28 protein-coding genes are annotated in these 26,923 nt (G+C 68.0%); 10 read left to right on the plus strand and 18 right to left on the minus strand.

What is annotated here, in order from left to right:
- Positions 1 to 106 precede the first annotated feature (106 nt).
- Positions 107 to 1,255, minus strand: coding sequence for a heparan-alpha-glucosaminide N-acetyltransferase domain-containing protein (locus IAE56_RS12540; RefSeq protein WP_200752748.1), 1,149 nt, complete (start codon positions 1,253 to 1,255; stop codon positions 107 to 109).
- Between the two features lie 199 nt (positions 1,256 to 1,454).
- On the opposite strand from IAE56_RS12540, the gene IAE56_RS12545 reads away from it, so the two are divergent.
- The 3 genes from IAE56_RS12545 to IAE56_RS12555 all read left to right on the plus strand — a co-directional run bounded on the left by IAE56_RS12545 (position 1,455) and on the right by IAE56_RS12555 (position 7,366).
- A complete protein-coding gene (locus IAE56_RS12545; RefSeq protein ID WP_200752749.1) occupies positions 1,455 to 3,419 on the plus strand; it encodes an oligopeptide transporter, OPT family in 1,965 nt (654 codons plus the stop codon).
- A gap of 503 nt (positions 3,420 to 3,922) precedes the next feature.
- Complete coding sequence (locus tag IAE56_RS12550; RefSeq protein ID WP_200752750.1) at positions 3,923 to 6,001, plus strand: S9 family peptidase; 2,079 nt, start codon at positions 3,923 to 3,925, stop codon at positions 5,999 to 6,001.
- Positions 6,002 to 6,142: 141 nt separating this feature from the next.
- Positions 6,143 to 7,366, plus strand: a complete 1,224-nt coding sequence (locus tag IAE56_RS12555; protein ID WP_200752751.1) for a DUF819 family protein — start codon at positions 6,143 to 6,145, stop codon at positions 7,364 to 7,366.
- Between the two features lie 92 nt (positions 7,367 to 7,458).
- Here IAE56_RS12555 and IAE56_RS12560 read toward each other — a convergent pair whose 3' ends face one another.
- From IAE56_RS12560 to IAE56_RS12580, 5 genes are read right to left on the minus strand one after another with little or no spacing between them, the layout of a single operon-like run.
- Positions 7,459 to 7,938 (minus strand): hypothetical protein, encoded by a 480-nt coding sequence (locus IAE56_RS12560; protein ID WP_108768156.1) that lies wholly within the window; start codon positions 7,936 to 7,938, stop codon positions 7,459 to 7,461.
- 47 nt (positions 7,939 to 7,985) lie between these two features.
- Positions 7,986 to 8,246: a cell division topological specificity factor MinE gene (minE, locus tag IAE56_RS12565; protein WP_079221044.1), complete on the minus strand. Its 261-nt coding sequence runs from the start codon at positions 8,244 to 8,246 to the stop codon at positions 7,986 to 7,988.
- A gap of 2 nt (positions 8,247 to 8,248) precedes the next feature.
- Positions 8,249 to 9,058: a septum site-determining protein MinD gene (gene minD / locus IAE56_RS12570; protein WP_108755675.1), complete on the minus strand. Its 810-nt coding sequence runs from the start codon at positions 9,056 to 9,058 to the stop codon at positions 8,249 to 8,251.
- Positions 9,059 to 9,093: 35 nt separating this feature from the next.
- Positions 9,094 to 9,882, minus strand: coding sequence for a septum site-determining protein MinC (gene minC, locus IAE56_RS12575; RefSeq protein WP_174213492.1), 789 nt, complete (start codon positions 9,880 to 9,882; stop codon positions 9,094 to 9,096).
- A gap of 8 nt (positions 9,883 to 9,890) precedes the next feature.
- Complete coding sequence (locus IAE56_RS12580) at positions 9,891 to 10,487, minus strand: GNAT family N-acetyltransferase (RefSeq protein ID WP_108764416.1); 597 nt, start codon at positions 10,485 to 10,487, stop codon at positions 9,891 to 9,893.
- A 151-nt stretch (positions 10,488 to 10,638) separates the two neighbouring features.
- On the opposite strand from IAE56_RS12580, the gene IAE56_RS12585 reads away from it, so the two are divergent.
- The 4 genes from IAE56_RS12585 to IAE56_RS12600 all read left to right on the plus strand — a co-directional run bounded on the left by IAE56_RS12585 (position 10,639) and on the right by IAE56_RS12600 (position 14,253).
- Entirely contained in the window at positions 10,639 to 11,832 is a 1,194-nt protein-coding gene (locus IAE56_RS12585; RefSeq protein ID WP_108768159.1) for a sensor histidine kinase, read from the plus strand.
- A complete protein-coding gene (locus IAE56_RS12590) occupies positions 11,832 to 12,473 on the plus strand; it encodes a response regulator transcription factor (RefSeq protein ID WP_079221048.1) in 642 nt (213 codons plus the stop codon). The genes IAE56_RS12585 and IAE56_RS12590 overlap by 1 nt, the downstream gene beginning before the upstream one ends.
- Before the next feature lie 231 nt (positions 12,474 to 12,704).
- On the plus strand, positions 12,705 to 13,778 hold the full coding sequence (locus IAE56_RS12595) for an SRPBCC family protein (RefSeq protein WP_108768160.1): 1,074 nt from the start codon (positions 12,705 to 12,707) through the stop codon (positions 13,776 to 13,778).
- Between the two features lie 103 nt (positions 13,779 to 13,881).
- Positions 13,882 to 14,253 carry a DUF423 domain-containing protein gene (locus IAE56_RS12600; RefSeq protein WP_200752752.1) on the plus strand — a complete coding sequence of 124 codons (372 nt, stop codon included), beginning with the start codon at positions 13,882 to 13,884 and terminating at the stop codon, positions 14,251 to 14,253.
- 126 nt (positions 14,254 to 14,379) lie between these two features.
- Here the strand turns inward: IAE56_RS12600 and IAE56_RS12605 are convergent, their stop codons facing one another.
- The 6 genes from IAE56_RS12605 to IAE56_RS12630 are packed head-to-tail and all read right to left on the minus strand — an operon-like array spanning position 14,380 to position 18,354.
- Positions 14,380 to 15,183, minus strand: coding sequence for a M15 family metallopeptidase (locus IAE56_RS12605; protein ID WP_200752753.1), 804 nt, complete (start codon positions 15,181 to 15,183; stop codon positions 14,380 to 14,382).
- A 9-nt stretch (positions 15,184 to 15,192) separates the two neighbouring features.
- Positions 15,193 to 15,786, minus strand: a complete 594-nt coding sequence (locus IAE56_RS12610; RefSeq protein WP_164074741.1) for a hypothetical protein — start codon at positions 15,784 to 15,786, stop codon at positions 15,193 to 15,195.
- Complete coding sequence (locus IAE56_RS12615) at positions 15,783 to 17,072, minus strand: alpha/beta fold hydrolase (protein ID WP_200752754.1); 1,290 nt, start codon at positions 17,070 to 17,072, stop codon at positions 15,783 to 15,785. Before IAE56_RS12615 ends, IAE56_RS12610 begins: the two co-directional genes overlap by 4 nt.
- Positions 17,073 to 17,074: 2 nt before the next feature.
- The gene (locus IAE56_RS12620; RefSeq protein WP_108768165.1) at positions 17,075 to 17,254 is read right to left on the minus strand and encodes a DUF4177 domain-containing protein; all 180 of its coding nucleotides are present in this window, start codon (positions 17,252 to 17,254) and stop codon (positions 17,075 to 17,077) included.
- Positions 17,251 to 17,430: an Arc family DNA binding domain-containing protein gene (locus IAE56_RS12625; protein ID WP_079221055.1), complete on the minus strand. Its 180-nt coding sequence runs from the start codon at positions 17,428 to 17,430 to the stop codon at positions 17,251 to 17,253. Before IAE56_RS12625 ends, IAE56_RS12620 begins: the two co-directional genes overlap by 4 nt.
- Positions 17,431 to 17,472: 42 nt before the next feature.
- Complete coding sequence (locus tag IAE56_RS12630) at positions 17,473 to 18,354, minus strand: SPFH domain-containing protein (RefSeq protein ID WP_200752755.1); 882 nt, start codon at positions 18,352 to 18,354, stop codon at positions 17,473 to 17,475.
- A gap of 132 nt (positions 18,355 to 18,486) precedes the next feature.
- Between IAE56_RS12630 and purT the strand changes: the two genes are divergently transcribed.
- The gene (purT, locus tag IAE56_RS12635) at positions 18,487 to 19,674 is read left to right on the plus strand and encodes a formate-dependent phosphoribosylglycinamide formyltransferase (RefSeq protein ID WP_200752756.1); all 1,188 of its coding nucleotides are present in this window, start codon (positions 18,487 to 18,489) and stop codon (positions 19,672 to 19,674) included.
- A gap of 143 nt (positions 19,675 to 19,817) precedes the next feature.
- On the opposite strand, the gene IAE56_RS12640 is transcribed toward purT, so the two are convergent.
- Together IAE56_RS12640 and IAE56_RS12645 are read right to left on the minus strand one after the other, a co-directional pair.
- The gene (locus IAE56_RS12640; protein WP_200752757.1) at positions 19,818 to 21,032 is read right to left on the minus strand and encodes an endonuclease/exonuclease/phosphatase family protein; all 1,215 of its coding nucleotides are present in this window, start codon (positions 21,030 to 21,032) and stop codon (positions 19,818 to 19,820) included.
- Positions 21,033 to 21,070: 38 nt separating this feature from the next.
- Complete coding sequence (locus IAE56_RS12645; RefSeq protein WP_108768169.1) at positions 21,071 to 21,826, minus strand: arginyltransferase; 756 nt, start codon at positions 21,824 to 21,826, stop codon at positions 21,071 to 21,073.
- Positions 21,827 to 21,989: 163 nt separating this feature from the next.
- Here IAE56_RS12645 and IAE56_RS12650 point away from each other — a divergent pair, with 163 nt between their 5' ends.
- The gene (locus IAE56_RS12650) at positions 21,990 to 22,559 is read left to right on the plus strand and encodes an EF-hand domain-containing protein (protein WP_200752758.1); all 570 of its coding nucleotides are present in this window, start codon (positions 21,990 to 21,992) and stop codon (positions 22,557 to 22,559) included.
- Positions 22,560 to 22,619: 60 nt separating this feature from the next.
- Here IAE56_RS12650 and IAE56_RS12655 read toward each other — a convergent pair whose 3' ends face one another.
- The 4 genes from IAE56_RS12655 to IAE56_RS12670 all read right to left on the minus strand — a co-directional run bounded on the left by IAE56_RS12655 (position 22,620) and on the right by IAE56_RS12670 (position 26,283).
- Positions 22,620 to 23,837, minus strand: a complete 1,218-nt coding sequence (locus IAE56_RS12655) for a sigma-70 family RNA polymerase sigma factor (RefSeq protein WP_200752759.1) — start codon at positions 23,835 to 23,837, stop codon at positions 22,620 to 22,622.
- Positions 23,838 to 23,984: 147 nt separating this feature from the next.
- Positions 23,985 to 24,494, minus strand: a complete 510-nt coding sequence (locus tag IAE56_RS12660; protein ID WP_200752760.1) for a pathogenicity-like protein — start codon at positions 24,492 to 24,494, stop codon at positions 23,985 to 23,987.
- 3 nt (positions 24,495 to 24,497) lie between these two features.
- On the minus strand, positions 24,498 to 25,406 hold the full coding sequence (gene tesB / locus IAE56_RS12665) for an acyl-CoA thioesterase II (RefSeq protein ID WP_079221063.1): 909 nt from the start codon (positions 25,404 to 25,406) through the stop codon (positions 24,498 to 24,500).
- 100 nt (positions 25,407 to 25,506) lie between these two features.
- A complete protein-coding gene (locus IAE56_RS12670) occupies positions 25,507 to 26,283 on the minus strand; it encodes an enoyl-CoA hydratase/isomerase family protein (RefSeq protein ID WP_200752762.1) in 777 nt (258 codons plus the stop codon).
- A gap of 34 nt (positions 26,284 to 26,317) precedes the next feature.
- Between IAE56_RS12670 and IAE56_RS12675 the strand changes: the two genes are divergently transcribed.
- Entirely contained in the window at positions 26,318 to 26,764 is a 447-nt protein-coding gene (locus tag IAE56_RS12675) for a copper chaperone PCu(A)C (protein WP_200752763.1), read from the plus strand.
- Positions 26,765 to 26,923 lie beyond the last annotated feature (159 nt).

Here is a 26,923-nt window from a genome sequence, read left to right on the forward strand (position 1 = left end):
GCCCGGCGCCCCCGCCCCCCCCCCCCGGGGGGGCCGCGCGGGGCCCCGCCGGCCCGCCCCAGTAGATCCACGCCATGCGTGGATGGAGCTCATCACACGCGGTCGATTACAGGTACCGCAGCCAGGCCAGGTCGCGCCGGCGCGCCTTGAACCGTCCGAACAGCAGCGTCGGCGGGTACATCGCCACCGCCAGCGCGCAGGCCACCAGCAGCAGGCCGGCCACCGAATCCAGCGCATACAGGCTGCCATGGGTCGGCCCCCAGGTCGCCAGCGCGGCCACGTACAGCAGCTTCAGCACATACAGATGCAGCAGGTAGAAGAACATCGGCGCCGCACCGATGTCGGCCAGCGGTCGCAGCGCGCGGGCCAGCGGCGGCCATTCGTACAGGCGCAGCAGCAACAGGCCCACGCCCAGGGTCAGCAGCAGGAACTGCAGCGACGGCGGGTACTTGGTCACGTTGAACACGCTCATCCAGGTGCGCAGGGTGGTGTCCTGGTGCTGCCACGGCGCCTCGCCATAACCGTTGGCCAGGCGCAGCAGGGCGAACGCGGCCAGCGCACCCAGCCCGGCCCACAGCAGCCAGCGCTGGCGCTGCGCCGGGTCGCGGTCGCGGGCGAACCACGGCCCCATCAGGTAGCCCAGCACGATCACCCCGATCCACGGCAGCACCGGGTAGGACGTGCGCAGGCGCAGCACGCCGGTTTCGATCCAGTCGCGCTGGTGCAGCACCTTCCACAGCACCGCCAGCACGCCGTTGCCTTCCACGCGCACGCCATCGAACAGGTTGTGGCCGGCCACCAGCAGCACGCCCAGCACCAGCAGCGCCGGGCGCGGCAGCCACAGCAGGCCGGCCAGCGCGATCATGCTCAGGCCGATGGCCCAGATCACCTGCAGGTAAAGCGTGTCCGGCGGGAACTGGAAGGTCCAGGCGAAGTTGACCAGGGTCAGCTCCAGCACCACCAGGAACAGGCCGCGCTTGAGCAGGAAGGCGGCGATGGCGCGGCGCGGGTCGGCCTGGCGCTGGCCGTACAGCCACGCCGACAGGCCGGTGAGCAGCACGAATACCGGCGCGCACAGATGTGCCAGCAGGCGGCAGGCAAACAGGGCAGGGGAGACGCTGGCCGCGTCCATCGGGTCGCCGACCTGGTGCTGCAGGAAGAAGGTCTCGCGCACGTGGTCGAGCAGCATCAGCAGCATCACGGTGCCGCGTAGCTGGTCGATGGAGGCCAGCCGGAGGGAGGGGGAAGGGGGCATGCGGAGCAACGGCTGGGTACAACATAAAGATATAACATATCATTTGCGGGGCGGCCAGTCCGGCTTTGCTGCATCAGCTGGTTGCCTGTGCACGTCCGCAGCCGTTGCACTGCAGCACCCGGCCCCATCCTTTGGCACGCTGGACTTGCTCTGCCCTGAACGCTAGCGTGGCAGGGATTTTTTGCCAGCAGGGGCTTCCATGAACCATGACGCTGCGCCCAAGCAGCTCACCTTCCGCGCAGTGGCCCTGGCCATCGTGCTGGCGGTGGTGCTGTCGGCGGCCAACGCCTATCTCGGTCTGTTCGCAGGCCTGACCATCGCCACCGCCATTCCCGCGGCGGTCATTTCCATGGGCGTGCTGCGCCTGCTGGGCGGTGGTTCCATCCTCGAAAACAACATCGTGCAGACCGGCGCCTCGGCCGGTTCGTCCATCGCCGCCGGTGTCATCTTCACCATCCCGGCGCTGGTCATCATGGGCTACTGGCCGGACTTCAAGTACTGGTGGGTGCTGGGCATCGCCGGTCTCGGCGGCCTGCTGGGCGTGCTGTTCTCGGTGCCGCTGCGCCGTTCGATGATCGTCGAAGATCCGCTGCCCTTCCCGGAAGGCAAGGCCGCGGCCGAAGTGCTCAAGGCCGGTGAAAACCCCGGCCCGGGCCTGAAGATCCTTGGCCTGTCGGCCGTGATCGGTGCCTTCGTCAAGCTCGCCGCCGAAAGCGGCCTGCGCCTGATCCCCGATGCCTGGTCGACCTCGGCCTACGTCGGCAGCTCGAAGATCACCGCCTTCATCGGCACCAACCTGTCGCCGGCCCTGCTGGGCGTGGGCTACATCGTCGGCCTGAACGTCGGCATCGTGGTCGTGTCCGGCTCGATCCTGACCTGGCACATCGCCATTCCGATCTACCAGGCGTTCTTCATGAACACCGATCCGGCCCTGGCCGCGTCGGTCGCCGCCGCCTCGTCCACCGAGGCCGCGTTCGCCATCTGGGGCGCGAAGATGCGCTATCTGGGCGTCGGCGCGATGCTGATCGGCGGCATCTGGACCCTGATCTCGCTGCGCAAGTCGCTGCTGAACGGCGTCAAGAGCGGCTTCGCCGCCGCGCGCAAGAGTGGCGGCCCGGTGCTGGCCCATACCGAACGCGACCTGCCGATGAAGTGGATGCTGGTCGCCCTGGTGGTCTTCGTGCTGCCGCTGCTGGCCCTGTACCAGGCCATCGTCGGCCAGTGGCACGTGTCGATCCCGATGACCCTCATCATGATCGTCGCCGGCTTCCTGTTCGTGTCGGTCTCGGCCTACCTGGCCGGCCTGATCGGTTCGTCCAACAACCCTGTCTCGGGCATCACCATCTCCACCATCCTGTTCGCCTCGGCCGTGCTGGTCGTGCTGCTGGGCGCCGATGGCCTGAAGCCGGTCGGTGCCGGCGGTGCGCCGCTGGGCGCGGTGGCCGCCATCATGATCGGCGCGGTGGTCTGCTGCGCCGCCGCGGTGGGCGGTGACAACCTGCAGGACCTGAAGGCCGGCTACATCGTCGGTGCCACCCCGTGGAAGCAGCAGCTGATGCTGGGCATCGGCGCGTTCTCGTGCGCGCTGATCATGGCCCCGGTGCTGAACCTGCTGGCCACCGCCTACGGCATCGGCGTGAAGTCCGAGCTGCACCCGAACGCGCTGGCCGCCCCGCAGGCGAACCTGATGGCCTCGGTGGCCAAGGGCCTCTTCGGTGGCGAGCTGCCGTGGACCTTCATCGGCATCGGTGCCGTGGTCGGTGCGATCATCATCGCCTTCGACAGCTGGCTGAAGTCGTGCAACTCGCGCTTCCGCGTGCCGGTGCTGGCTGCCGCCATCGGCATCTACCTGCCGCTGGAACTGATGGTGCCGATCTTCCTGGGTGGCCTGATCGCCTACCTGGTCGAGCGCTTCCACAAGGTGCGTGGCGATGACGAAGAAGGCCGCGACCGCGTGCACAAGCCGGGCGTGCTGTTCGCCGCTGGCCTGATCACCGGCGAGGCGCTGATGGGTATCGCCATCGCCGTGCCGATCGTGGTCAGCAGCCGTGCCGACGTGCTGGCCCTGCCGTTCCACCTGCCGGCCGCGCAGTGGTTCGGCCTGGCCGTGCTGTTCCTGGTGGGCTGGCTGATCTACCGCACCGGCAAGCGCGCCATGGCGTAATGCCAAGGGGTCGGATCCCTTCCCGACGGGAAGGGCTCTGACCCCGGATCACCGCCGGACGCTGGGCAGGGGTCAGAGCCGATTCCTGCGGAATCGGATCCGACGCCCAGCTATCCGCAGCCGCACACACAGGGGTCGGATCCCTTCCCGATGGGAAGGGCTCTGACCCCGGATCACCGCCGGACGCAGGGCAGGGGTCAGAGCCGATTCCTGCGGAATCGGATCCGACCCCCAGCTATCCGCAGCCGCATACACAGGGGTCGGATCCCTTCCCGACGGGAAGGGCTCTGACCCCGGATCGCCGCCGGACGCTGGGCAGGGGTCAGAGCCGATTCCTGCGGAATCGGATCCGACCCCGACGCAGCACCCGCAAACCCCGCCACGGCGGGGTTTGCTTCTTCTGGCGAAGGCATCCACCCGCCCGGGCGGCCATGACCGATGGCCTTGGCAGCCCCGCCCGCACGGGCCTACCATCGGTTTTTTGCCGTCCTGCGGAGATCCCGATGAAACTGCGTCATGCCCTGCTGCCACTGAGCCTGCTGGCCGCCCTGCCCAGCGTCGCCGCTGCCCGTGGCCTGGAAGTCCGCGACATGGTGGCCATGGATCGCGTCTCCGCCCCGGTCCTGACCGCTGACGGCGGCACCGTGGTGTTCGCCAAGCGCAGCACCGATGCCAACCTCAAGTCCAGCACCGCGCTGTTCGCGCGCAACCTGCGCACCCGCGATGCGGCACCGCCGAAGCAGATCACCCCGGCCGGCTGGAACGTCAATTCGGCCTCGCTGTCGGCCGACGGCCAGACCGTGTACTTCCTCAGCGCCAAGAACGGCAGCCAGCAGCTGTACGCACAGGGCATCAGTGGCGGCACCCCGCGCCAGCTGACCGATTTCCCGGTGGACGTGGACAGCTACCACGTCTCGCCGCAGGACGACCGCGTGCTGTTCAGCGCCGGCGTGTTCCAGGCCTGTGCCTCGGACTTGGCCTGCACCGAAAAGAAGCTCAAGGACGTGGCCGACGCCAAGGCGAGCGGCAAGGTCTTCGATTCGCTGTTCGTGCGCCATTGGGACACCTGGAACGACGGCCGCCGCAACACCCTGTTCGTGGCCCCGCTGCCGACGGCCAAGGCCGGCCCGGTGAAGGGCGCCTCGGCGCTGAGCGCGACCATCGATGGCGACGCACCGTCCAAGCCGTTCGGCGGCAATGACGATTTCACCTGGTCGCCGGATGGCGCCAGCGTGGTCGCCAGCATCCGCGTGGCCGGCAAGCAGGAACCGTGGTCGACCAACTTCGACCTGTACCGTTTCGATGCCGCCGGCAAGCAGGCGCCGGTCAACCTGACCGCTTCCAACCCGGCCTGGGATGCCGGCCCGATGTTCAGCGCCGACGGCAAGACCCTGTTCTACCGCGCCATGAAGCGCCCCGGCTTCGAAGCTGACCGCTTCGGCCTGATGGCGATGGACCTGGCCAGCGGCAAGGCCCGCGAGATCGCCCCGCAGTGGGATCGTTCGGCCGGTGAGATCAACCTGTCCGCCGATGGCACCAGCATCTACACCACCACCGACGACCTCGGCGAGCACCCGCTGTTCCAGATCGACGTGGCCAGCGGCAAGGCCACCAAGGTCATCGGCGATGGCACCGTGTCCTCGGTCAGCGTGGCCGGCAACAGCGTGGCCATCACCCGCAACAGCCTGAAGAGCAACGACCAGGTGCTGGTCGGCATGCTGCCGGCCGCCGGCCAGCCGATCGGCGAGCTGCGCGCGCTGACCCCGGCCGCCGGCGAGGTGCTGAAGGACGTCAACTTCGGCGACTTCGAACAGTTCGAGTTCAAGGGCTGGAACAACGACACCGTGCACGGGTACGTGGTCAAGCCGCACAACTACCAGGAAGGCAAGTCCTATCCGGTCGCGTTCCTGATCCACGGCGGCCCGCAGGGCAGCTTCGGCAACGGCTGGAGCTACCGCTGGAACCCGCAGACCTACACCGGCCAGGGCTATGCCGTGGTCATGATCGACTTCCACGGTTCCACCGGCTACGGCCAGGCCTTCACCGATGCGATCAGCCAGCACTGGGGCGACCGCCCGCTGGAAGACCTGCAGAAGGGCTGGAGCGCGGCGCTGAAGAAGTATTCCTTCCTCAACGGTGACAAGGCCTGTGCGCTGGGCGCCAGCTACGGCGGCTTCATGGTCAACTGGATCGCCGGCAACTGGAACAGCCCGTTCAAGTGCCTGGTCAACCATGACGGCGTGTTCGACCAGCGCATGATGGGTTACGCCACCGAAGAGCTGTGGTTCACCGAGTGGGAGCAGGGCGGTACGCCGTACGAGAAGGCCGCCAACTTCGAGAAGTTCAACCCGGTCAACCACGTGGCCGACTGGAAGAAGCCGATCCTGGTCATCCACGGCCAGCAGGACTTCCGCATTCCGGTCGAGCAGGGCCTGGCCGCGTTCACCGCCGCCCAGCGCCAGGGCATCGAATCGAAGTTCCTGTACTTCCCGGACGAGAACCACTGGGTGCTGAAGCCGAACAACAGCATCCTGTGGCATGACACCGTCAACGCCTGGCTGAAGCAGCACATCGGCGAATAAGCCGGTCCAGCGCCGCCCCCCGGGGCGGCGCTTTTTTTCCAACCGGTGGGTGCCGACCGTTGGTCGGCACACCTTTGCCCCTTGGGGTCAGAGCCCTTTCGCGCAGCGAAAGGGATCCGACCCCGTACCCAGAGCGCCTGCATGATCCAGAACGACATCGTCGTCTTCGGTTTGATCGCCGCCACCCTCGGTGCCGTGTTCTGGACCGCCTCGCGCGAACAGGGTGCGTGGAAGCGCTTCTACACCTTCGTGCCAGCCTTGCTGCTGTGCTACCTCATTCCCGGCATCTACAACACCGTCGGCCTCATCGACGGGCAGAACACCAAGCTCTACAACCCCATCGCACGCGACATCCTGCTGCCGGCGGCGCTGATCCTGCTGACCCTGGCGGTGGACATGAAGGGCATCCTGCGGCTGGGCCCGAAGCTGGTGCTGATGTACCTGGGCGCCTCGGCCAGCATCATGCTCGGCGCGGTGGTGGCCTTCCTGGTGATGCGCGCGATCCATCCCGATACTGTGGCCGGCGACACCTGGGCCGGCATGGCCGCACTGGCTGGCAGCTGGATCGGTGGCGGCGCCAACATGCTGGCGATGCGCGAAGTCTTTGATGTCAACGCGACCACCTTCGGCCAGTTCGCCGTGGTCGATGTCGGCGTGGGTTATGTGTGGATGGCCGCGCTGATCTTCCTGGCCGGGCGTGCGGCGAAGATCGATGCGCGCAGTGGCGCCGATACCTCGGCCATCGATGAACTGAAGGAGCGCATCGCGCGCTTCCAGGCCGAGCACGAGCGCATTCCCAGCCTGACCGACCTGATGCTGATCGTGGCGGTTGCCTTCGGCGGCGTCGGTCTCTCGCACGCCATCGGCGCGCCGCTCGCGGCATGGTTCAAGGCCAATGTCAGCTGGGCCTCGCAGTTCAGCCTGGATGCGCCGTTCGTGTGGGTGGTGGTGCTGTCGACCACGCTGGGCCTGAGCCTGAGCTTCACCCGCGCGCGCACCCTGGAAGGTGCGGGCGCCTCGCGCCTGGGCTCGCTGCTGCTGTACTTCCTGATCGCCTGCATCGGCATGCAGATGGATCTGCTGGCGCTGCTGGACCGCCCGTGGCTGTTCCTGCTCGGCATCATCTGGATTGCCGTGCACATCGCCCTGCTGTGGTGCCTGGGCAAGCTGCTGAAGGTGCCGTTCTTCTATTTCGCCATCGGTTCGCAGTCGAACATCGGTGGCCCGGCCTCGGCGCCGGTGGTGGCCGCGGCCTTCCATCCGGCATTGGCGCCGGTGGGCGTGCTGCTGGGCACGATGGGCTATGCCACCGGCACGTACCTGGCGTACATCGTCGGCATCACCCTGCGCGCGCTGGCCGCGTAGAGTCGAGCTTGCTCGACTGCTTCTGGTTTCGGGGTGATGGGGTCAGATCCCTTTTGCGCAGCAAAAGGGTTCTGACCCCGGTTCACGGTGCGTCACGCCACCGGCAACCCGCGTTCGATCAACCACGCCCGCGCGTCTTCCGCGTCCTGCTCGAACCACGCCTTGGTCGACCCCAACCGGTACGTATACCCCCACGCATCCATGTCGGCCATCAGCTGTTCGCTGCCCACGCCGGGCAGCTGCCCGGCCAGCACGATCTGCAGGTAGCAGGTGGCATCTTCCTCGGGCACCGAGTCGGTGGCGTCGGTATGCACCTGCGCGCGCCGCTCCGGCGGCAGCACGATCAGGTGGCAGGCTTCGTGCAGCATCGAATGCACCGGCGTGTCGTCGCGCACGTAGACGTCGCTGGCGATGATGCCGGCCTCCGGTTCGCCCCAGTAGCTGCCGGGAATCGGCGCACCGGCCGCCACGTGGTGCAGGCGCAGGTCATGCGCGGCGAGCAGGCGCTGTGCATCGGCGAAGGCGATATCGCCGACGCGGGTGACGTTCGGTTCGGGTGCGGTGTCGGTCATGCGGGGTCACACGGCCCCGCCCATGCAGGCACGGGCGGGGCAGGGGGTCAGGGTTTTTCCGGGCCTTCGGGCAGCGCCACGGAGATGTCCAGCACGTCGTGCTGGCCATCCTTCACCAGGTCGACCTTCACCGCGTCGACGTCGATGTTGACGTACTTCTTGATCACTTCCAGCAGCTCGCGCTGCAGCAGCGGCAGGTAGTCCGGGCCGCCGCGGTTGCTGCGTTCCTGCGCGATGATGATCTGCAGGCGGTTCTTCGCGGTTTCGGCGGTGGTCTTCTTCGCTTTGAGGAAATCGAACAGGCCCATGCTTACCCTCCGAACAGCTTGCTGAAGAAGCCCTTCTTCTCGACGTTGGTGAAGCGCATCGGGCGCTCTTCGCCGAGGATGCGTGCAACGGCATCGTCGTAGGCCTGGCCGGCGGCCGATTCCACGTCCAGGATGACCGGCTCGCCCTTGTTGGAGGCATTGAGCACGTCGCCCGATTCGGGGATCACGCCGATCGCCTTCAGGCCCAGCACTTCCTCAACGTCGGCGATGCTCAGCATCTCACCGCTTTCCACGCGCACCGGGGTGTAGCGGGTCAGCAGCAGGAAGGCCGGCACGTTCTGGCCGGATTCGGCCTTGTGGGTCTTCGAATCCAGCAGGCCGATGATGCGGTCCGAGTCGCGCACCGAGGACACTTCCGGGTTCACCACGACCACGGCGCGGTCGGCGAAGTACATCGCCAGGAAGGCGCCCTTCTCGATGCCCGCCGGGGAGTCGCAGATGATGTAGTCGAAGCCGTCGGCGGCCAGGTCCTTCAGGACCTTGCCCACGCCTTCCTGGGTCAGCGCATCCTTGTCGCGGGTCTGCGAGGCAGCCAGCACGTACAGGTTGTCGAAGCGCTTGTCCTTGATGAGGGCCTGCTTGAGGGTCGCTTCGCCGTGCACGACGTTGACGAAGTCGTACACCACGCGGCGCTCGCAACCCATGATCAGGTCGAGGTTGCGCAGGCCGACGTCGAAGTCGATCACGGCCACCTTCTTGCCGCGCCGTGCGAGGCCGCAGGCCAGGCTCGCGCTGGAAGTGGTCTTGCCGACGCCGCCCTTGCCGGAGGTGACTACGATGATTTCAGCCAAAGGACTTCTCCTGATGATTCTGTTTTGGGGCTGCGTCAGTCCAGCGCAGCGATCTTGATCTGGTCCTGTTCCAGCCACACCTGCACGGCCTTGCCGCGCAGGTTGTCCGGCACATCGTCCAGTACCTTGTAGTGGCCTGCAATGGCGACCAGTTCCGCATGGAAATCACGGCAGAAAATACGTGCCGCGGTGTTGCCCTGGGCCCCTGCCAGCGCGCGGCCGCGCAGGGTCCCGTAGATATGGATGCTGCCGTCGGCGATGACCTCGGCGCCTGCGCCGACGGTGGCCATCACGGTCAGGTCGCAGTTTTCCGCGTACAGCTGCTGGCCCGAGCGCACGTTGCCCAGCTGCATGCGGCCCGGCTGCGGTGCGGCCGCATCGGCGGCGTTGCCCACCGGTGCGACGGGGGCGGGGGCCGGTTCGGCCTTGGCGGCACGACGCGGTTCCGGTGCGGGCGCGGGCGGCGGCGGGGCCGGTTCGGCCTCGGCACGCTCGTACTGCGCGCGGAACTTTGCCAGCAACGGCAGGCCCAGCTGCTGCGAGAGCAGGTCGACCGCCGTGGTGCCATAGGCCAGCGCCACCGGCAGCACGCCGGCGCTGCGCAGCCCGTCCACCAGCGCCTGCGCGGTGGCCACGTCGGGCACCTGGCTCAGGCCGCCGAAATCGAGGATGACCGCCGCACGGCCGAACAGCTTCGGCGCACGGTTCACGCGCTCCTGCATTTCCTGCACGAGGCGTTCGACATCAAGGGTACGGATGCGCAGGTTGGCGATGCCCACCTGGCCGATCTTCAGTTCACCGGCCTGTTCGTAATCGAAATTCACCGCCACGCTCAGGTCCCCGTCGGCCGCTGTGCCTGCACCGGCAGCTGCCGGTCACGCGCCCATGCCACATCCGGCAGCTTGCCGCCGTAGGTCTCGTGGACCCACGGGTAGCTGCACAGTTCCTTGGCCAGCATGCTGGCGCGCACGTCGACGTGCGGCATGGTGTTCTGGCCCAGCTCGCGGAAACCGAAGCTGCCGTGGAAGAGCAGGGCGGCGTCGGCGCCGTGGTCCAGGAACACCTCGCAGGTCATCTGCGGGTAGCGCAGCTCGGCAAAGCTCTGCGCATCGGCATAGAACGCACGGCCGACGCCACCACCGCGACGGCGGCTGGCGACCACGATGCGGTCGATATAGAAGAAAGGCGTGGCCAGCTGCTGCTTGAACCAGGCGAAGTTGCTGCTGTCGTGCTGGCTGTCGCTGCCGAAGCCGATCAGGAAGCCGGCCAGGTTGCCGTCGCGCTCGGCGACGCGGAAATATTCAGCGGTTTCGTAGAACAGGTGCAGGCGTGCGGCATCCAGCGGAAGGATGGCCAGGCCAGCATTGTTGTTCAAAGCCAGGACGGAATCGAGCTCGTGCTCGCGCACGTCGCGGATGACAATCGACATTGTGACTCCGTGGGGTAACGCGGTTGGTCCATCAACGGACCCTGCGCACGATTATTGCATGCCCGGGGCGGGCTGCGGCATGAACAGGGGAAAGGGCATGCATGACTTCCGCCAGAGTGCAGCAGGAGGGCTTCAACCGTAGAGTGCTGGCATGTTGGGAGTCCTCAGCCACACCCGTGTCCTGCGACTGGCCGGCCTGTTCACCTGGGTCATGGTCGGCCTGCCCCTGGCCTATTCGCAGTTCGAGAACCTGCATGCCCGTGCCGACATGGGCGGCTGGGCCGTGCTGCTGTTCCTGGCGTACCTGTCCTTTGGCGCCGCCTACTTCCGCCTGACCCGCTCGCTGCGCAGCGACAGCCACACCACCTGGCTGGACCGCGGCCTGCTGCTGCTGCTCACCGTGTCCGCGCTGGGGGTCAGCTTCCTCAGCGGCTCGGGCCTGGGCAGCATCCTGATGATGGTCGCCGCCGGGGTCATCCCGTGGATGCTGTCGGTGCGGCTGGGCGTGCTGTGGCTGCTGGTCAGCCAGCTGGCCGTGGCGCCGGTCTATTACATGCTGCTGCGTTTCCCGCTGTTCGAGGCGGTGATGCAGTCGCTGCTGTATGGCGGCTTCTCCATGTTCATCTTCGTGACCAGCCTGGTCGCGCGGCAGCAGACCGAAGCCCGCGACGAGCAGCGCCGCCTGAACGCCGAGCTGCGCGCCACCCGCGCCCTGCTGGCCGAAAGCGCCCGGGTCAACGAGCGCACCCGCATCTCGCGCGAGCTGCACGATGTGCTGGGCCACCAGCTGACCGCGCTGACCCTGAACCTGGAAGTAGCCGGGCACTTGGCCGAGGGCCAGGCGCTGGAACACGTCAAGCGCTCGCATACCCTGGCCAAGCTGCTGCTGGGCAACGTGCGCGAGGTGGTCAGCCAGCTGCGCGAGACCGGCGCCATCGACCTGGCCGCCGCGCTGCGCCCGCTCACCGAGAACGTGCCCTCGCTGGACATCGTGCTGGACGTGGAGGAGCCGCTGAACGTGGAAGACCCGCAGCGCGCCCACGTGCTGCTGCGCTGCACCCAGGAAATCATCACCAACGCGGTGCGCCACGCCCAGGCGCGGCACCTGTGGATCCGGGTGTACCGTGAGGTGCCGGGCCTGGTGGTGGTGGACGCCCGCGACGACGGCGTCGGCGCACAGATGGTCAATGCGGGCAATGGCTTGCGCGGGATGCGCGAACGCCTGCAACAATGTGGCGGCCAGCTGCAGGTGGATACCCACCCCGGCGAAGGCTTCCGCCTGCGGGCCACGGTTCCGGCAACGGTACTGGCGGCCCTCACCGAGGTTCCTGAAGGAGTGCGTTGATGATTCGCGTCTGCCTGGTCGATGACCAAACCCTGGTGCGGCAGGGAATCCGCTCCCTGTTGGCGCTCGACGACGGTATCGAAGTGGTGGCCGAGGCCGCCGATGGCCGCCAGGCCGTCGAACTGGTGCCGCAGGTGCGTCCGGACGTGGTCCTGATGGACATGCGCATGCCGGTGATGTCCGGCCTGGAGGCGCTGCAGGTACTGTCGCGCCAGGAGCAGCTGCCGCCGACCATCATCCTGACCACCTTCGACGACGACCAGCTGGTGCTGGCCGGGCTGAAGGCCGGTGCCAAGGGCTACCTGCTCAAGGACGTCACCCTGGCGCAGCTGGTCGGTGCCATCCGCACCGTGGCCGAAGGCGGTTCGCTGGTGCAGCCGGCGGTGACCCAGCGCCTGCTGTCGGGCCTGGAGCACATGCGCAACGACTTCGTCAGCCTGGACCGCCCGGACCCGCTGACCGACCGCGAGACCGAGATCCTGCGCCTGATGGCCAGCGGTTTCTCCAACAAGGAGATCGCCAATTCATTGGGGGTCGCCGAAGGGACCATCAAGAATCACGTGTCCAACATCCTGTCCAAGCTGGGGGTGCGCGACCGCACCCGCGCCGTGCTGAAGGCGTTCGAACTTCAGCTGGTCTGAAAAAGTCCTTTTGCGACAACGATTTGGGCCGAGCCCGGGGCGCCGGAGCAGGGTGCCCCCTACTTGCGGGGGCCCCGGATGCGTTACTCTTCAAAATCTTTGTCCATACAAATCCGTAGCCGGCACGGAAACCGGTGCGCCAATCCGATAAACAATGCCTGCGAAGCCTGCTAGGATTGGCGCTTCGCTTCAATCAACCCGGCCGTGGGATCGGCCCCGGAGACTCTCTGAATGACCCGTATTATCGAGTTCCTGATCGCCTTGGGGATCGTGGCTGGCCTGTTCGTCATTATTGGCGTCTGTCTGCCGGGCGAGCGTCACATCACCGAAAGCATCGAGACCAACCGCAAGATGACGATCGTGTACGACACGGTCAACAGCCTGCGCCGCTTCAAGGACTGGAACCCGCTGGTACTGCGCGATCCCGCCGTTGATCTGAAGCTGTCCGGCCCGGCCTCCGGCGTCGGTGCCACTCTCGACTTCTCCTCCAAGGACCTGGGCAACGGTTCCTGGAAGATCACCGAGTCGGAAGAAAACAAGCGCGTTGTGATCGCCGTCGAAGACCCGACCAAGGGCCACGACAAGGTGACCACCTTCACCCTGGAGCCGACCGGCAAGGGTGGCCGTAACGTCAAGATCACCCAGGATTACTCGGTGAAGTACGGCTTCGACCTGTTCGGCCGCTACGCAGGCCTGTATGTCAGCCGCCAGATCGGCGATGACATCAAGATGGGTCTGTCGCGCATGGCGAACATGCTGGCCACCGTGCCGAACGTCGACTACCGCACCGCCGAAGCCCCGCTGACCGATCTGGCGATCGTGGAAGTGCCGGCCGAAGACCTGCTGGTCGTCAACGCCGGTAACGTCGACCGCGGCCAGGACACCATCACCAAGTCCATCAAGGACAACCAGGAGTGGATCAAGCGCGTGATGGAGGCCAATGGTCTCGAAGCCGCTGGCCCGTTCCGCATCATCACCACCGATTTCGGTGCTGAGAAGTACGCCTTCGACATCGCCCAGCCGGTGAAGAAGAAGGGTACCGAAGGCACTGCCGCTGAAGAACTCAGCGTCAAGATCGACGGTGGCGCACCGGTGAAGTACGTCCGCGTTGCTCCGCATCGTTCGGCCCACGCGGCCTACACCGGCCACATGGCTGGCCTGGACATCGCCCGCAACGCACTGCGTGCCTGGGCTGTGACCAACGGTTCGGAAGTGGTCGATCGCCCGTACGAATCCTGGAAGGACGGTCTGGACAAGTCGTTCACCCCGGAAGGTACCTACGACATCTACTGGGCCGTCAAGTAAGCCTCGGCTGACCCATGTAATGTTGGATACGAAAACGCGCCGCTTCCTGCGGCGCGTTTTTTTTTTGATCTGCGCCCCGTGGGGCGCTGCGCAAGGAGCAGTCATGTTCAATCCGGAACGACGCGCGCGTAAACCTTCCCTGCTGGCCTGCCTGGGCGCGCTGCTGGCAACGGCCTCGATCGGCCTGTCCGCCTACGCGGCGCACGGCGTGGCCGATCCGCTGGCCCAGCAGCATCTGAACATGGCCGCGCTGTATGCCTTCGCCCACGGCGCGGTGCTGCTGGCGTTGGGCCCGCGCGCGCAGGGGGCGATCGCCCACCTGGGGTTGTATGTGCTGCTGCTGGGCGTGCTGCTGTTCTCCGGCAGCCTGGCCGGTGCGGCCCTGTGGCAGTGGCCGACGCGGCTGGCGCCGGTGGGCGGCACCACGCTGATGGCAGGGTGGGTGCTGCTGGCGATCAACGCGCTGAGGCGCTGACGACCGTTGCGACCATGGCCGCCGGGCATGGCCCGGCGCTACCCGGTGGGTCAGCGTGAACCGTGTAGAGCCGAGCCCATGCTCGGCTGCGTTTGATCGGGGCCGACCATGGGCTTGGCGCTACAGTCAGCCGTTCCAGCACCAGTGCCACGGCTCGTAGACGATGCCGTGCGGGTTGTCGCGGGGGTAGCTCAGGCTGAAACCATGCGCACCGGCATTCGCCTGCAGCCAGGCAAACGCCTTCGTTGCTTCGAAGGTTTCCTCGGCCGGGGCATCGCCCGGCGTGCCGATGTCCAGCGCGTGGCCGCTGTGGTGTTCACTGAACCCCGGTGCCGCGTTGACCTTGAGGATCTCGGCCACGCCCAGCCCACGCGCGAGTTTCCGTTCGAAGATGCCCAGCTGGTACGCATGGCTGCGGAAGCCGGAGATCGCATCCAGCGCCACCCCATCGCGCGCGGCATGCACGCGCATGCGGCGCCAGCCCTGCGCGGCGCCACGGCGCAGCCACAGCGGGCGGCCGAAGCGGTCGCGGCCAGCAAAGTGCAGCACGCAGGGTTCGGCTTCCAGCGCCAGGCCGCTGTCCTGCGCGTATTCCTGCGCATCCAGCCCCAACTGCTGCAGACGCTGCTGCAGGCCGGCCAGCGGCAGCCACTGTGCGTCCAGGGTCGCCGCGAACGGGCGCGCTGCGGCAGCGCCGTCCAGCAGCGCCAGCGCGTCCTCCACGCCGGGTTCGCGCGGCAGGTGCGGTACCAGCGAATGCACGCCCTGCGGCAGCACCGCCGCCAGGTAGCGGCCATCGCGCTTGCGCCGCAGCACCCAGCGCGCACGCGCCAGCAGGCGCGCATCCAGATTGCTGCGCGCACGCAGCAGGTCGGCCGGCCACAGTTCAACGGCCTCGGTGTTGATCAGCAGGGGGGCATGACGGTGCATGGCCGCAGCTTACTGTGGTGGCGTGGTGGCAGCCACCTTGCGCAGCGCGTCCAGCAGGGCCTGCGGCCGGTCCAGGCTGAGCAGCAGGGTGCTGCCGCCGCGCACGGGAATCACCAGCGTGTGCTGGCGATCAGTGACCAGGGCAAAGCCCTTGCTGCCGCCCTGCAGGCGGAAGTGCCCCGAGTAGAAGCCCGGCATCGAGTAGCCGTTGGTCTTCATGCGCAGGCCATAGCGGCGGTCGCGGCCAAGGTCGACCACCTCGGCCTGGTCCAGCTGCATCTGCGCCACCGGCGTGCGGCGACGGTACAGGGTCGAGCGCACGTCCAGCACATCCCCCGCCAGGCTGACCCGGCGGCGGAAGAACGCGACGCCCAGGCCCGCACCGATCAGCACCAGCGTCGCCAGGCTCCAGGCCGCGCTGCCCCACATCCGGAAGAACGGCGGCGACAGGGTGATTTCCATCCACGGCGCATCGGCGGGTGCGTCCTTCAGTTCGGCCCAGACACAGAGGGCAAAGACCACCAGCAGCGGACCGAGGATCCACAGCACGCGCAGCGGCGAACTCTCTGCAATGTCGAACGTGCGCGGATCGCTGCCGCTCATCGCTGCGCCTCCACCCAGTGCGCCACATCGGCGATCAGCGCCGGGTCGACGTGCCCTGGCTGGGCGTACTCCTTCAGCGAGCTCGGGCCGCTGCCGGCCACGCCGATATGGTTGAGGGCCGGGTAGGCCTGCCACTGCACATCCTTGCGGCCCTGCAGCGCCTGCTTCCACAGCTGCCAATCGGCGTCGGGCACCTGGAAATCGCGGCCACCGTGCAGCATCAGCAGCGGCGTGCGCAGCGCCTTGGCATCGGCCCGTGCGTTGACCGCCTCGATGCTCTTCCAGAACGTCTGCGGCACGCCCAGCGGCAGTTCGCTGGCGGCGACCGGTGCGCTGCCGCGGGCGGCGGCGATCTGGGTGTCCAGTCTGTCCAGGAAGGCCTGTTCCGGCGCGCTGATGTTGCCGTCAAGGCTGAGCAGGTAGCGGTTCTGCTCGGGCAGCAGGTCCAGCAGCGTGCGTGCCGGTGCCGCCCACAGGATCGCGCCGCGCGCCTGCGGCCAGCGGCTGGCGATGCGCGGGGCCAGCATGCCGCCCTGGCTGTGGCCGAGCACGAACACGCGGCGGCCATCGATGCGCGGATCCGCGGCGAGCGCGGTCAGTGCGGCCACCGCGTCGTCGGTGGTTTCGTCATCGACGGTGAAACTGCCGCTCTGGAAATCCTGCGGCCGGGCGAGGGTGCGCTTGTCATAGCGCAGCACCGCGATACCCTGCGTGGCCAGGCCGCGGGCGATGTCCAGGAACGGGCGGCTGGCGCCGATCGTTTCGTCACGGTCCTGCGGGCCCGAGCCATGCACCAGCAGCACCGCCGGGAACGGCCCCTTGCCCTTCGGCAGGGCCAGCGTGCCCGGCAATGCGCCGCGCGCCTGCGGCACGCTGAACTCCGTCTCGGCGTAGTTCGCGTCGGCCGGCGGCGGTGCTGCCTTGGCCGCCGGGGCAGGGCGCAGCATCAGGCCGGCCACCTTGTCCTGCGCGTCCACCGCCACCTGTGCGACCACCGCGCCGCTGGCAAACTGCAGCGGCACCTCGACCACGTGCACGCCCTGCTGTTCGCTGCTGTGGGCGGCGCCGCGCTGCTTCAGCTCACCCAGCGAGTGCCACAGCCCCTGCAGCTTGTCGGCCGGCACGGCGCTGGCCATCTGCGGGGTGAACATCGCTTCGGCCTCGGCCATGCGCCCGGCCTGCAGGTGGTCCAGCAGCTGCGTGGCCACCTGCTGAGGCTCGGCAGCGAGAGCACCGCCGCTGAAGGCGGCCAGTGCGACGGCAAACAGGGAGGGGCGCAGGCGCATGGTTACTGCTCCTTCTTGAAGACCAGCATGGCCGGGCGCATCGGCGCCGGGATGATGATGTTGACCAGTTCCCAGCCGAGCTGACCCTGGCGGCTCAGTTCGGCCTGGATGTCCTCCGGCTTCTGCAGGCCCATCAGCGATGTTTTGACTTCAACGGTCAGGTAGCTCCAGCGCTTGCTCATTCCTTGTCCTCCGACGATGGCTTGGGTTTCGGCAGGCGTCCTGCCTTGCGCAGGGCGTCGCGCAGCACGTATTCGATCTGCGCGTTGAGGCTGCGCAACTCGTCGTCAGCCCAGCGCTGCGCGGCGGCCAGGACATCGGCGTTGATACGCAGCGGGTAGGCTTTCTTCTCACTCATGCAAGCTCCTGGCGGGGCGGTGGGGCGCCCCGTTGCGAGGGTTCAGTACAGCGAACCAGCGTTGACGATCGGCTGGGTGCCGCGGTCCGAGCACAGCACGGTCAGCAGGTTGCTGACCATGTGCGCCTTGCGCTCTTCATCCAGCTGCACCACGCCGTTCTTCTGCAGTTCGGCCAGGGCCATTTCAACCATGCCCACGGCGCCGGCGACGATGCGGGTACGCGCGGCGATCACCGCGTTGGCCTGCTGGCGCTGCAGCATCGCCTGGGCGATCTCGGCGGCGTAGGCGAGGTGGCTGATGCGCGCGTCGATCACCTGCACGCCGGCGTCGGCCAGGCGCTCGGCCAGCTCGTTCTTCAGGTGCTGGGAAATCTCGCTGGCGTGGCTGCGCAGGGCCAGCTGGCCCTCTTCATGCTGGTCGTACGGGTAGCTGGTGGCCATCGCGCGCAGCGCCGATTCGGACTGGATGTGCACGAAGCTCTCGTAGTCGTCCACGTTGTAGACCGCCTCGGAGGCATCGATCACCTGCCAGACGATCACCGCGGCGATCTCGATCGGGCTGCCGTCCAGCTCGTTGACCTTCAGCTTGCCGCTTTCGAAATTGCGCACGCGCTGGCTGACCCGGCGCTTGCTGTAGAAGGGGTTGTTCCAGCGCAGGCCGTTGTCCTTGACGGTGCCCACGTACTTGCCGAACAGGCTCAGCACCGCCGCCTGGTTGGGCTGCACGGTGTACAGGCCGGCCATGGCGAAGATCGCCAGCGCGCCGATCAGCAGCCCGCCGAACAGCATCAGCAGGTTGGGCGAGCCGGTGCTGGCCTTGGCCGCGATGCCGAGCACGAACAGCGCGCCGCCGGCCAGGACGACCAGCAGGGCGAGGGCCAGCATGCCCAGGCCGCTGGGGGAGGAGAGCGACTTCTCTTTCATGGCAGTACGTCCTTGAGGGTTCGGAAAAAAGATATCAAATTGATATCAGCCCGCAAGTACCGTTCGTCGGCTGGCCGGGGGTAGACCGGCTAGAATGCCCACCCGCCTTCACATCGCTGCCGGACCCCCGCCATGGCCAAGCTTGGAACCCCGTTGTCCCCCTCCGCCACCCGCGTACTGCTGCTGGGCTCGGGCGAACTTGGCAAGGAAGTGGCCATCGAACTGCAGCGCCTGGGCGTGGAGGTGATTGCCGCCGACCGCTATGCCGATGCCCCGGCGATGCAGGTCGCGCACCGCTCGCACGTGATCGACATGCTCGATGCGATGGCGCTGCGCGCGTTGATCGCGCAGGAGCAGCCGCACCTGGTGGTGCCGGAAATCGAGGCCATCCACACCGAGACCCTGGTCCAGCTGGAACAGGAGCAGGGCCTGCGGGTGATCCCGACCGCACGCGCCGCACGCCTGGCCATGGACCGCGAAGGCATCCGCCGCCTGGCCGCCGAGACCCTTGGCCTGCCGACCTCGCCGTACCGCTTCGTCGATACCGAAGCCGAGTACCGCGCGGCGGTGGCCGCCATCGGCCTGCCGTGCGTGGTCAAGCCGGTGATGTCGTCCTCGGGCAAGGGCCAGAGCACCCTGCGCAGCGAGGCGGATATCGCCCCAGCGTGGGACTACGCGCAGACCGGCGGCCGTGCCGGTGCCGGCCGCTGCATCGTCGAGGGCTTCATCGATTTCGATTACGAGATCACCCTGCTGACCGTGCGCCATGCCGGCGGCACCTCGTTCTGCGCGCCGATCGGCCACCTGCAGAAGGACGGTGACTACCGTGAAAGCTGGCAGCCGCAGCCGATGTCCAGCGCCGCGCTGGCGCGTGCGGAGGAGATCTCGCGCGCGATCACCGACGACCTCGGTGGCTGGGGCCTGTTCGGCGTGGAGCTGTTCGTGAAGGGCGACGAGGTGTGGTTCAGCGAAGTCTCGCCGCGCCCGCACGACACCGGCCTGGTGACCCTGGTCTCGCAGGAGCTGAGCGAATTCGCCCTACACGCACGCGCGATCCTGGGCCTGCCGATTCCGGTGATCCGCCAGAGTGGCCCGTCGGCCTCGTGCGCGCTGCTGGCGCATGGCGAAGGCGTGCCGTACTTCAACAATGTGGCCGCCGCGCTGCAGGTGCCGGACACCGCCGTGCGCCTGTTCGGCAAGCCGAGCGTGCATGGCCACCGCCGCGTGGGCGTGACCCTGGCACGCGCCGGGACCATCGACGAAGCGCGCGCCATCGCGCGTGATGCCGCCGAAGCCATCGGCGTCGAGCTGCGCCCGTAAAACGGTAGCGCCGGGCCATGCCCGGCGCTGCATCCCGGTAGGTACCGACCGTTGGTAGGTACTCTTTATCCCGGTGGGTACCGACCGTTGGTCGGTACGCTTTTCATGCTTGAAAGCCGCCGGGCATGGCCCGGCGCTACCGGTTATTTGACGTCCACCCACACCAGGTGGTGGTCGCTGCCGTCGGCGATCTTCGCTTCCGGGCTTTCATTGGCCGGCCAGAAGATGCCGCTGCCGACGTACTCGAAGCCGGTCGAGGGCAGCACGTAATCCAGGCGCATGGTGCCGGACTTCGGGCCGAAATCGCCGGTGGCGTGGAACGGCGCGCCCTTGCGCACGATGCCCTTGGCCGCATAGGCCAGGCTGGTCTGCTCGCCACCGACGCTGCGCGGGGTGGGGTAGCGCAGCACGCGCGGGTTCTCGATCAGGTTGACGATGGCCTCGTGGCGACCGTCGCCGTCCACCGGGTCGTTGTTCAGATCGCCGAAGATCACAAAGCGCGCATCCTGGGCCAGGCCGCCGCAGTGGCCCTTGTCATCGCACAGCCACGGCTTGTCGCCAGCCGACAGGTATTCCTGCCACAGGCGCAGTTCGTCGTGGTTGCGCGCGGCATTGCGCTTTTCCGGGCCGTCGAACACCGGCGGCGTCGGGTGCGAGACCAGCGCGTGGACCACGCCGGTCGGGGTCTTCACCGGCACGTCCCAATGCGACTTGGAGGACAGGCGCAGCTGCGACCACACCTGGTCGTTGTAGAAGCTTTTGCCGGTGCGCGGGTCGACCGGACGGATCGCGCCGGGCATCGTGCTCCACTTCAGCAGCTGGAAGCTGCGCACCTTGGCTTCGTCGATCGGGTAGCGCGACAGCACCAGCATGCCGTACTGGCCCGGGTGCAGGCCGTAGCCCCAGGCGTCGTTGCCGCGGCTGCGGCCTTCGCCGCCGACCGTGCCGTTGCCGTCCAGGTCCAGGCCGCTGGGCACGCCGGTGTTGACCGGGGCCAGGTAGCGGTAGGCGAAGTGCAGCGGCTTGCCGCCGCCGGGCTGGGCCACTTCCAGGTAGCGCTTCTGGAACAGGTCGGCGGCGCGGTGGGCGTCGTCGAAGTCGAACTCGTTCAGCAGCACCAGGTCGGGGCGCACCTGCTGCAGCACCGCGGCGATCTTGCGCGCGTGCTCGCTGTTGCCTTCCAGTTCCTTGATCAGGCCGCCGGCATCATCCGAATACAGCGAGGTGTTGTAGGTGGCCAGGCGCAGCGTCGAGGACGGCTTTTCGGTCATCGCAGGGGACTTGGCGAAGGCGGGGGCGCTGGCGCCGCAGAGCAGGGCCAGGGCGAGGATCAGGGGATGGCGGCGGGTGATGTTCATGGGCCGTATTGTGCACCCGGCCCGGTGTCAGCGGTTTGTCAGCGTCCGTCCAGATCGCTGTCGAAATCATGCCAGCGGCGGCCGTCGTAGGCCTCCAGCGGGCGGTAGCGGCGCTTGTAGTCCATCTTCTGGTGGTCGCGGATCCAGTAGCCCAGGTACAGGTGCGGCAGGCCCTCGCGCCGGGCCCACTCGATCTGCTGCAGGATGGCGAAGGTGCCCAGCCCGCGCGCGGCATGGTCCGGGTCGAAGAAGGTGTAGACCGCCGACAGGCCGTGTTCGGTCACGTCGGTCACCGCCACCCCCAGCAGCTGGCTGGGCTGGCCGTCATGGCCGGGCAGGCGCATTTCCAGGAAGCGGGTATGCGACCAGCTGCCGATCAGGAACTGCTCGAACTCGTGCGGGCCGTGGTCATCCATGCCGCCGTTGGCGTGGCGATGGGTCAGGTAGCGGTGGTACAGGTCGAACAGGTCCTGGCGCGGCATGGCGGCGGTGATGCGCACCTCCAGGTCGGCATTGCGCGCGGCGCAGCGGCGCTGGCTGCGGTCGGCGGCAAAGCGCGCCACCGGGATGCGCACGGCCACGCAGGCATGGCACTGCGCGCAGTGCGGGCGGTAGACCAGGTCGCCACTGCGGCGGAAGCCCCAGCTCAGGGCCAGCGGGTACAGCCCGCCCAGGCGGCGGTCCTGCGGGTCCAGCACCAGATCGCGCGCAACGCGGTCCGACCAGTACCCGCAGGGGTGCTCGCCGGTCTGGAACAGTCTCAGTTCGTCGTCTCTGTCGCCGTGGATCGCCATGGGCACAGCATAGCCCCAGCGTGTCGCAATGGCCGCGACTGTCCGCCGGATGAACGGAACTGGCCGCTGCGTCAACCGATGTCGTGGTCGGGCGTTGTTGTCTCCCGAGGGTGAAGTGATCACCTCGACGCAATGACGCAATCCCCATACCAGGAGTGACTCCATGATCCGTACCCCCCTGCTGCTGGCCCTGCTGCTGGGCACCTCCGCCACCGGCATCGCCCTGGCCGCCGATACCCCCGCCAACCCGAACGCCCCGGCGCAGCGTCATGCCAAGCTGGACACCAATGGCGATGGCGTCATCGACCGCAGTGAAGCCGCCGCCAACCCGCGCCTGGCCGCGAAGTTCGACGAGCTGGACAAGAACAAGGACGGCAAGCTGTCGCGTGACGAGCTGCCGCGCTGGAAGCATGGCCGTCGTGGTGGCCCGGGCGCCTGGATGGCCAAGCTGGACGTGAACAAGGACGGCCGCATCAGCCGTGAGGAAGCCAAGGCCGACCCGCGCCTGGCTGCGCGCTTCGACCAGATGGACGTCAACAAGGACGGCTACCTGGACAAGGCCGACCGCGAGCTGCGCATGAAGCAGCGCCGTGATGCCTGGTTCGCTGCCGCCGACACCAACAAGGACGGCCAGCTGAGCAAGGCCGAGTTCGATGCCGCCAAGGGCCCGATGCACGGTGGCCCGCGCCACGGTGGCCCGCGTGATGGCAACACACCGAAGCCGCCGCGCTGAATCCTGCTACGGTAAGCAACGACAACGCCGGCCTTGTGCCGGCGTTGTCCGCTCCGGGCTTTAAAGCCGCCCGCTGCGCACCAGTGAATACAGCAGCAGGCCGACCACGATCAGGTTCATCACCAGCACGCCGCTCCGCCCGTAGGCCAGCTCGTACTGCCAGTTGATCGCCGATCGACCCTTGCGCGCGGCGTCGCGCGCGATCAACGGTTTCATGATCCGCTGCAGTGGCACCAGACACTGGTAGTTCACTACGCCCAGGCCGATGACCAGGAGGGCAAGCTGCAGCCACAGCGGCACCGCCAGCATCAGCGAGACCAGCAGGCTGGTACAAACGACCATCGCAGTGAACGTGTTGAGGTGCACGAACCGCCGCACCTTGGCCTGCTCCTGCGGCGTGTCTGCAAAGCGCAGCAGGAAGCGGCCGCCGAGATAGCTGCCGGCGACGCCGCCGATCACGCCACCGGCAATGGCGGCCCAGTTGCTGGCGGGAATCAGATGCAGTTGGCTGGCAGCGGCGGTCAACGAACCCATCGCGGCACCGCCCGCGGCGCTGACCCCACCCAGGCCCAGCTTGCTGCCGCCCACGCCCACCCCGGTGCCCAGCAGGATCGCCGCGCTGGCCGTGCCCGGTGCAGCGATCAGCACCATCGACACCACCGTGGTGGCGAATGCGGCACTGGGCGCACTGCTGCGGGCGAAATCGCCGAAGCGCTGCAGCAGGCCGTCGCGCACCTGCGCGCGGGCACGCGACAGGCGCTTGCGCACGGCTGCATCGCTGAGGCCGAGCAGGTCGGCCACCTGCTGTGAGCGCTGGCCCTCGCGGTAGTAGAGCAGCAGCACTTCGCGGCTGTCGCTGGGCAGGGCGGAGATGATGTCCTCGGCGGCCACTTCTTCTTCCAGCCGCTGCAGGCGGTCGACCGCGCCCGGTGTCGGGTCGGCGGCCATGCCCAGCGCGACCTCGGCGGCGTCGCCGGTCAGCGGGCGGCCGCGCTGCGCGCGCAGCCAGTCGCGGGCCAGGTTGCGGGTGATCTGCCGCAGCCACGGCAGGAAGCTGGTGGAGCTGCGCAGCTGGTGCAGCTGCTGCCAGCCTTTGACGAAGGCCTCCTGGGCGATGTCCTCGCTGGCCTGGCGGTCGCGGGTGATGGCCAGGGCGATGGCGGTGACCGTGTTCTGGCAGGCCAGCACGATGCGCCCATAGGCGTGCTGGCAGCCAGTGCTGGCCGCCGGCAGCTCGCGTTCAAGCGTCTCGTCGATCGTTGCAGCGAAAGTCGTCATGGCGGCAGCTCCTGCTGGGATTGTGTCCCAAGACGAAGCTGCGCGCCCGATGTGACCGGTTCGCGCCCTGGTAGCGCCGGGCCATGCCCGGCGGCTTTTCTGTCAGGCCGCTGCGCTCGCCGGGCATGGCCCGGCGCTACCCGCGCATTACGTCGACGGCTGGATGCGGACCCGGACTTCTTCTTCTTCCGGCGGCGCCTGCGGGGCCGGCTGCGCCTGCTGCGGCTGTGCCTGCGGGGCCGGGGCCGGTGCGGCGGGCGCCGGGGCGCCGCGATGGTTCAGGCCGATCACCAGCGCCACGCCGGCGATCACCACCAACAGGGCGATGCGGATGCGCCAGGCCCAGCCGCGGCCACTGCCGGTGGTCTCGGCGGTATCGCGGAAGGCGAATTCGGCGGTCGGGTGGTCGCGGCGGGTGGTGTCGAGCAGGCGTGCGTCACGCAGGATCTCGCGTGCACGCGGCTGGTCGTCGGCTCGCACGATCCACACCGCCGGATAGCCCTGGCTGTTGCCCAGGTCGGTATAGCTGAACTGGCCACGGCGACGGGTCTTGTACGAGCGGCCGTTGGTCACCTTCACTTCGATGTCGTGGCTGCGCAGCAGCTCGGCCACGCCCTCGACGGTTTCCACGCGCTGGCTGCTGAAAATCTGGCGCATTGCTTACTCCTTGGCCGGCACGGCGGCCGCGGCATCCTGGTCCGGTACCACGCGGATCAGGCCTTCCTGGGCGGTGCTGGCCACCAGCACGCCATCACGGGTGAAGAACTGGCCGCGGGCCAGGCCGCGCGAATCCTGCGCGCTGGGGCTGTCCAGCGAATACAGCAGCCAGTCGTCGGCGCGGAACGGGCGGTGGAACCAGATCGCGTGGTCCAGCGAGGCCATCTGCACGTGCGGGTGGTAGTAGCTGATGCCATGCGGGAACGTGGCCGTGCCCAGCAGGTGGAAATCGGAGGCGTAGGCCAGCAGCGCCTGGTGCAGCTCGGGCGCATCGCCGACCGGTTCGCTCAGGCGCAGCCACACCTGGTGGTAGGGCGGGCGCTTGGGCGGGTTCAGTTCGTCGCGCGGGTAGACGTGGCGGAACTCGAACGGGCCCCCGCGCGAGAGCCAGCGCTGCACCTTGATCGGCAGCCGCTCCAGCACCTCGGCCGGCAGCGGGCGGTTCGGTTCGATGTCCTCCGGCTGCGGCACCTCGGGCATCTTGTGCTGGTGCTGGGCACCGGTCTCGGCCTGCTGGAACGAGGCCGCGCAGAAGAAGATCACCTTGCCGTGCTGGATCGCGGTGACCCGGCGCACGGAGAAGCTGCCGCCATCGCGGGTGCGGTCCACGTCATAGACGATGGGGTGGTCGATGTTGCCGGCGCGCAGGAAATAGGCGTGCAGCGAGTGCACGTGGCGGCCGTTGTCGACCGTGGCCTGTGCAGCGGCCAGCGCCTGGCCCAGCACCTGGCCACCGAACACGTACTTGGTGCCGATGTCGCGGCTCTGCCCGCGGAACAGGTTGTCCTCCAGCCGCTCCAGGGTGAGCAGGTCGATCAGCTCGGAGACGACGGGTTCGGGCGTGTCGTTCAAGGGGGCGGCCACAGCAGTGAAGAAGGCTCGATTATACCGGTCAGGGGTCGGATCCCTTTCGCCTTGCGAAAGGGCTCTGACCCCGGGCGAGGCGCGGCGGTTACTTGCCCAGCCTTGCCACCAGCGCCTGCAGGGCATTCTGCGCATCCGGCGCGAACCAGGCCTCGACGAACCGGTCCAGCTGGATCAGGTCCGGGTGCAGGGCTTCCTGCAGGTCGGCACGGGCCACCGCGCGGGTCAGCAGCATCGGCTGCCGTGGCTGCTTCAGCAGGTTCTGCAGCCAGGCAATGGCGCGTGCCACCACCAGGTCGCCCTCGGCGAGTTCATCGACCAGGCCGATCTGCAGCGCCTGTTCGGCCGGCACCAGCGCGCCCGTGGTGAGCAGGATGCCGGAACGGTGCACGCCCACTGCGCGGCGCAGCAGGCGCTGGATGCCTTCGGGCGCCACCAGGCCCACCTGCACCTCGTTCAGGCCGATGGCATAGGGGCGGGCCGGGTCGGCACTGCGCGCCATCACCCGGTAATCGCAGCACAGCGCCAGCACGCAGCCGCCGGCCGGCGCATGGCCGGTGATGGCCGCCACCACCGGGATGCGGCTCTCGGCCACGCTGCGCACCGCGCCGAAGAAGGCGTTCCAGCTGTCCAGCAGCTTGTGCTTGTCATCGCCGTGGGAGAGCAGGTGCGGCACGTCCATGCCGCCGGTGAAGACCCGCTCGCTGCCCGACAGCACGATGCCGTGCGCGTCCTCGGCCATGGCCAGCTCGATGGCGTGGATCAGCTGCCGGCACAGTTCGGTGTCCAGTGCGTTGACCGGTGGCCGCGCCAGGCGCAGTTCACGGATGGGGCCATGGTTGATCACCTCGATGAGCGTCGTCATGCTGCGGTCTCGTTGCGGACAGGAATCTGAGGCGATGATAACCAAACCATTCGTTGGCGTATTGTTGCTGCTGTGTGCGGGCGCAGCATCGGCGGCGACCGCCGTCCCGGCCTGCGTCACCGTGCAGCAGGGCTGGGCGCGCCTGCCGCCAAACCCGGCCATGCCGATGACCGCTGGCTACGGGGTGATCCGCAACGGCTGCGCCAAAGCGGTGGCCATCAGCGGCGCACGCAGCGCCATTTTCAGCGACGTGTCGCTGCACGAAACCACGATCGTCGATGGGGTCAGCCGCATGCGTGCGGTCGAGCGCCTGCCGCTGGCACCGGGCGCGCGCGCCGAGCTCAAGCCCGGTGGCCTGCACCTGATGCTGATGGAGGGCAAGGGCGCGCTGAAGGAAGGGCAGGTCGTGCCGTTGCAGCTGCAGCTGGAGGGCGGTGGCGAAGCCAGCGTGACGCTGACGGTGCGCAAGGCCGCGCCGTAACGGGATGGTGGTGCCGGCCGCCGTAGAGTCGAGCTTGCTCGACTGCTCCGGCCAACAGCAGTCGAGCAAGCTCGACTCTACGAAGCGCAGGCGACACACCCGGTAGCGGGGGGGGCGCGGCCCGGGGGGGGGGGGAGCAATATGCCTCGAAAAAACCCC

This window comes from Stenotrophomonas sp. S41, assembly GCF_016624625.1.
In the GTDB taxonomy this organism is placed as follows: domain Bacteria; phylum Pseudomonadota; class Gammaproteobacteria; order Xanthomonadales; family Xanthomonadaceae; genus Stenotrophomonas.

Coding starts and splice junctions, on each gene's coding strand:
- IAE56_RS12540 (WP_200752748.1), bottom strand. CDS start 1,255: ATGCCCCCTTCCCCCTCCCTCCGGCTGGCCTCCATCGACCAGCTACGC.
- IAE56_RS12545 (WP_200752749.1), top strand. CDS start 1,455: ATGAACCATGACGCTGCGCCCAAGCAGCTCACCTTCCGCGCAGTGGCC.
- IAE56_RS12550 (WP_200752750.1), top strand. CDS start 3,923: ATGAAACTGCGTCATGCCCTGCTGCCACTGAGCCTGCTGGCCGCCCTG.
- IAE56_RS12555 (WP_200752751.1), top strand. CDS start 6,143: ATGATCCAGAACGACATCGTCGTCTTCGGTTTGATCGCCGCCACCCTC.
- IAE56_RS12560 (WP_108768156.1), bottom strand. CDS start 7,938: ATGACCGACACCGCACCCGAACCGAACGTCACCCGCGTCGGCGATATC.
- minE (WP_079221044.1), bottom strand. CDS start 8,246: ATGGGCCTGTTCGATTTCCTCAAAGCGAAGAAGACCACCGCCGAAACC.
- IAE56_RS12580 (WP_108764416.1), bottom strand. CDS start 10,487: ATGTCGATTGTCATCCGCGACGTGCGCGAGCACGAGCTCGATTCCGTC.
- IAE56_RS12585 (WP_108768159.1), top strand. CDS start 10,639: ATGTTGGGAGTCCTCAGCCACACCCGTGTCCTGCGACTGGCCGGCCTG.
- IAE56_RS12590 (WP_079221048.1), top strand. CDS start 11,832: ATGATTCGCGTCTGCCTGGTCGATGACCAAACCCTGGTGCGGCAGGGA.
- IAE56_RS12595 (WP_108768160.1), top strand. CDS start 12,705: ATGACCCGTATTATCGAGTTCCTGATCGCCTTGGGGATCGTGGCTGGC.
- IAE56_RS12600 (WP_200752752.1), top strand. CDS start 13,882: ATGTTCAATCCGGAACGACGCGCGCGTAAACCTTCCCTGCTGGCCTGC.
- IAE56_RS12605 (WP_200752753.1), bottom strand. CDS start 15,183: ATGCACCGTCATGCCCCCCTGCTGATCAACACCGAGGCCGTTGAACTG.
- IAE56_RS12610 (WP_164074741.1), bottom strand. CDS start 15,786: ATGAGCGGCAGCGATCCGCGCACGTTCGACATTGCAGAGAGTTCGCCG.
- IAE56_RS12615 (WP_200752754.1), bottom strand. CDS start 17,072: ATGCGCCTGCGCCCCTCCCTGTTTGCCGTCGCACTGGCCGCCTTCAGC.
- IAE56_RS12620 (WP_108768165.1), bottom strand. CDS start 17,254: ATGAGCAAGCGCTGGAGCTACCTGACCGTTGAAGTCAAAACATCGCTG.
- IAE56_RS12625 (WP_079221055.1), bottom strand. CDS start 17,430: ATGAGTGAGAAGAAAGCCTACCCGCTGCGTATCAACGCCGATGTCCTG.
- IAE56_RS12630 (WP_200752755.1), bottom strand. CDS start 18,354: ATGAAAGAGAAGTCGCTCTCCTCCCCCAGCGGCCTGGGCATGCTGGCC.
- purT (WP_200752756.1), top strand. CDS start 18,487: ATGGCCAAGCTTGGAACCCCGTTGTCCCCCTCCGCCACCCGCGTACTG.
- IAE56_RS12640 (WP_200752757.1), bottom strand. CDS start 21,032: ATGAACATCACCCGCCGCCATCCCCTGATCCTCGCCCTGGCCCTGCTC.
- IAE56_RS12645 (WP_108768169.1), bottom strand. CDS start 21,826: ATGGCGATCCACGGCGACAGAGACGACGAACTGAGACTGTTCCAGACC.
- IAE56_RS12650 (WP_200752758.1), top strand. CDS start 21,990: ATGATCCGTACCCCCCTGCTGCTGGCCCTGCTGCTGGGCACCTCCGCC.
- IAE56_RS12655 (WP_200752759.1), bottom strand. CDS start 23,837: ATGACGACTTTCGCTGCAACGATCGACGAGACGCTTGAACGCGAGCTG.
- IAE56_RS12660 (WP_200752760.1), bottom strand. CDS start 24,494: ATGCGCCAGATTTTCAGCAGCCAGCGCGTGGAAACCGTCGAGGGCGTG.
- IAE56_RS12670 (WP_200752762.1), bottom strand. CDS start 26,283: ATGACGACGCTCATCGAGGTGATCAACCATGGCCCCATCCGTGAACTG.
- IAE56_RS12675 (WP_200752763.1), top strand. CDS start 26,318: ATGATAACCAAACCATTCGTTGGCGTATTGTTGCTGCTGTGTGCGGGC.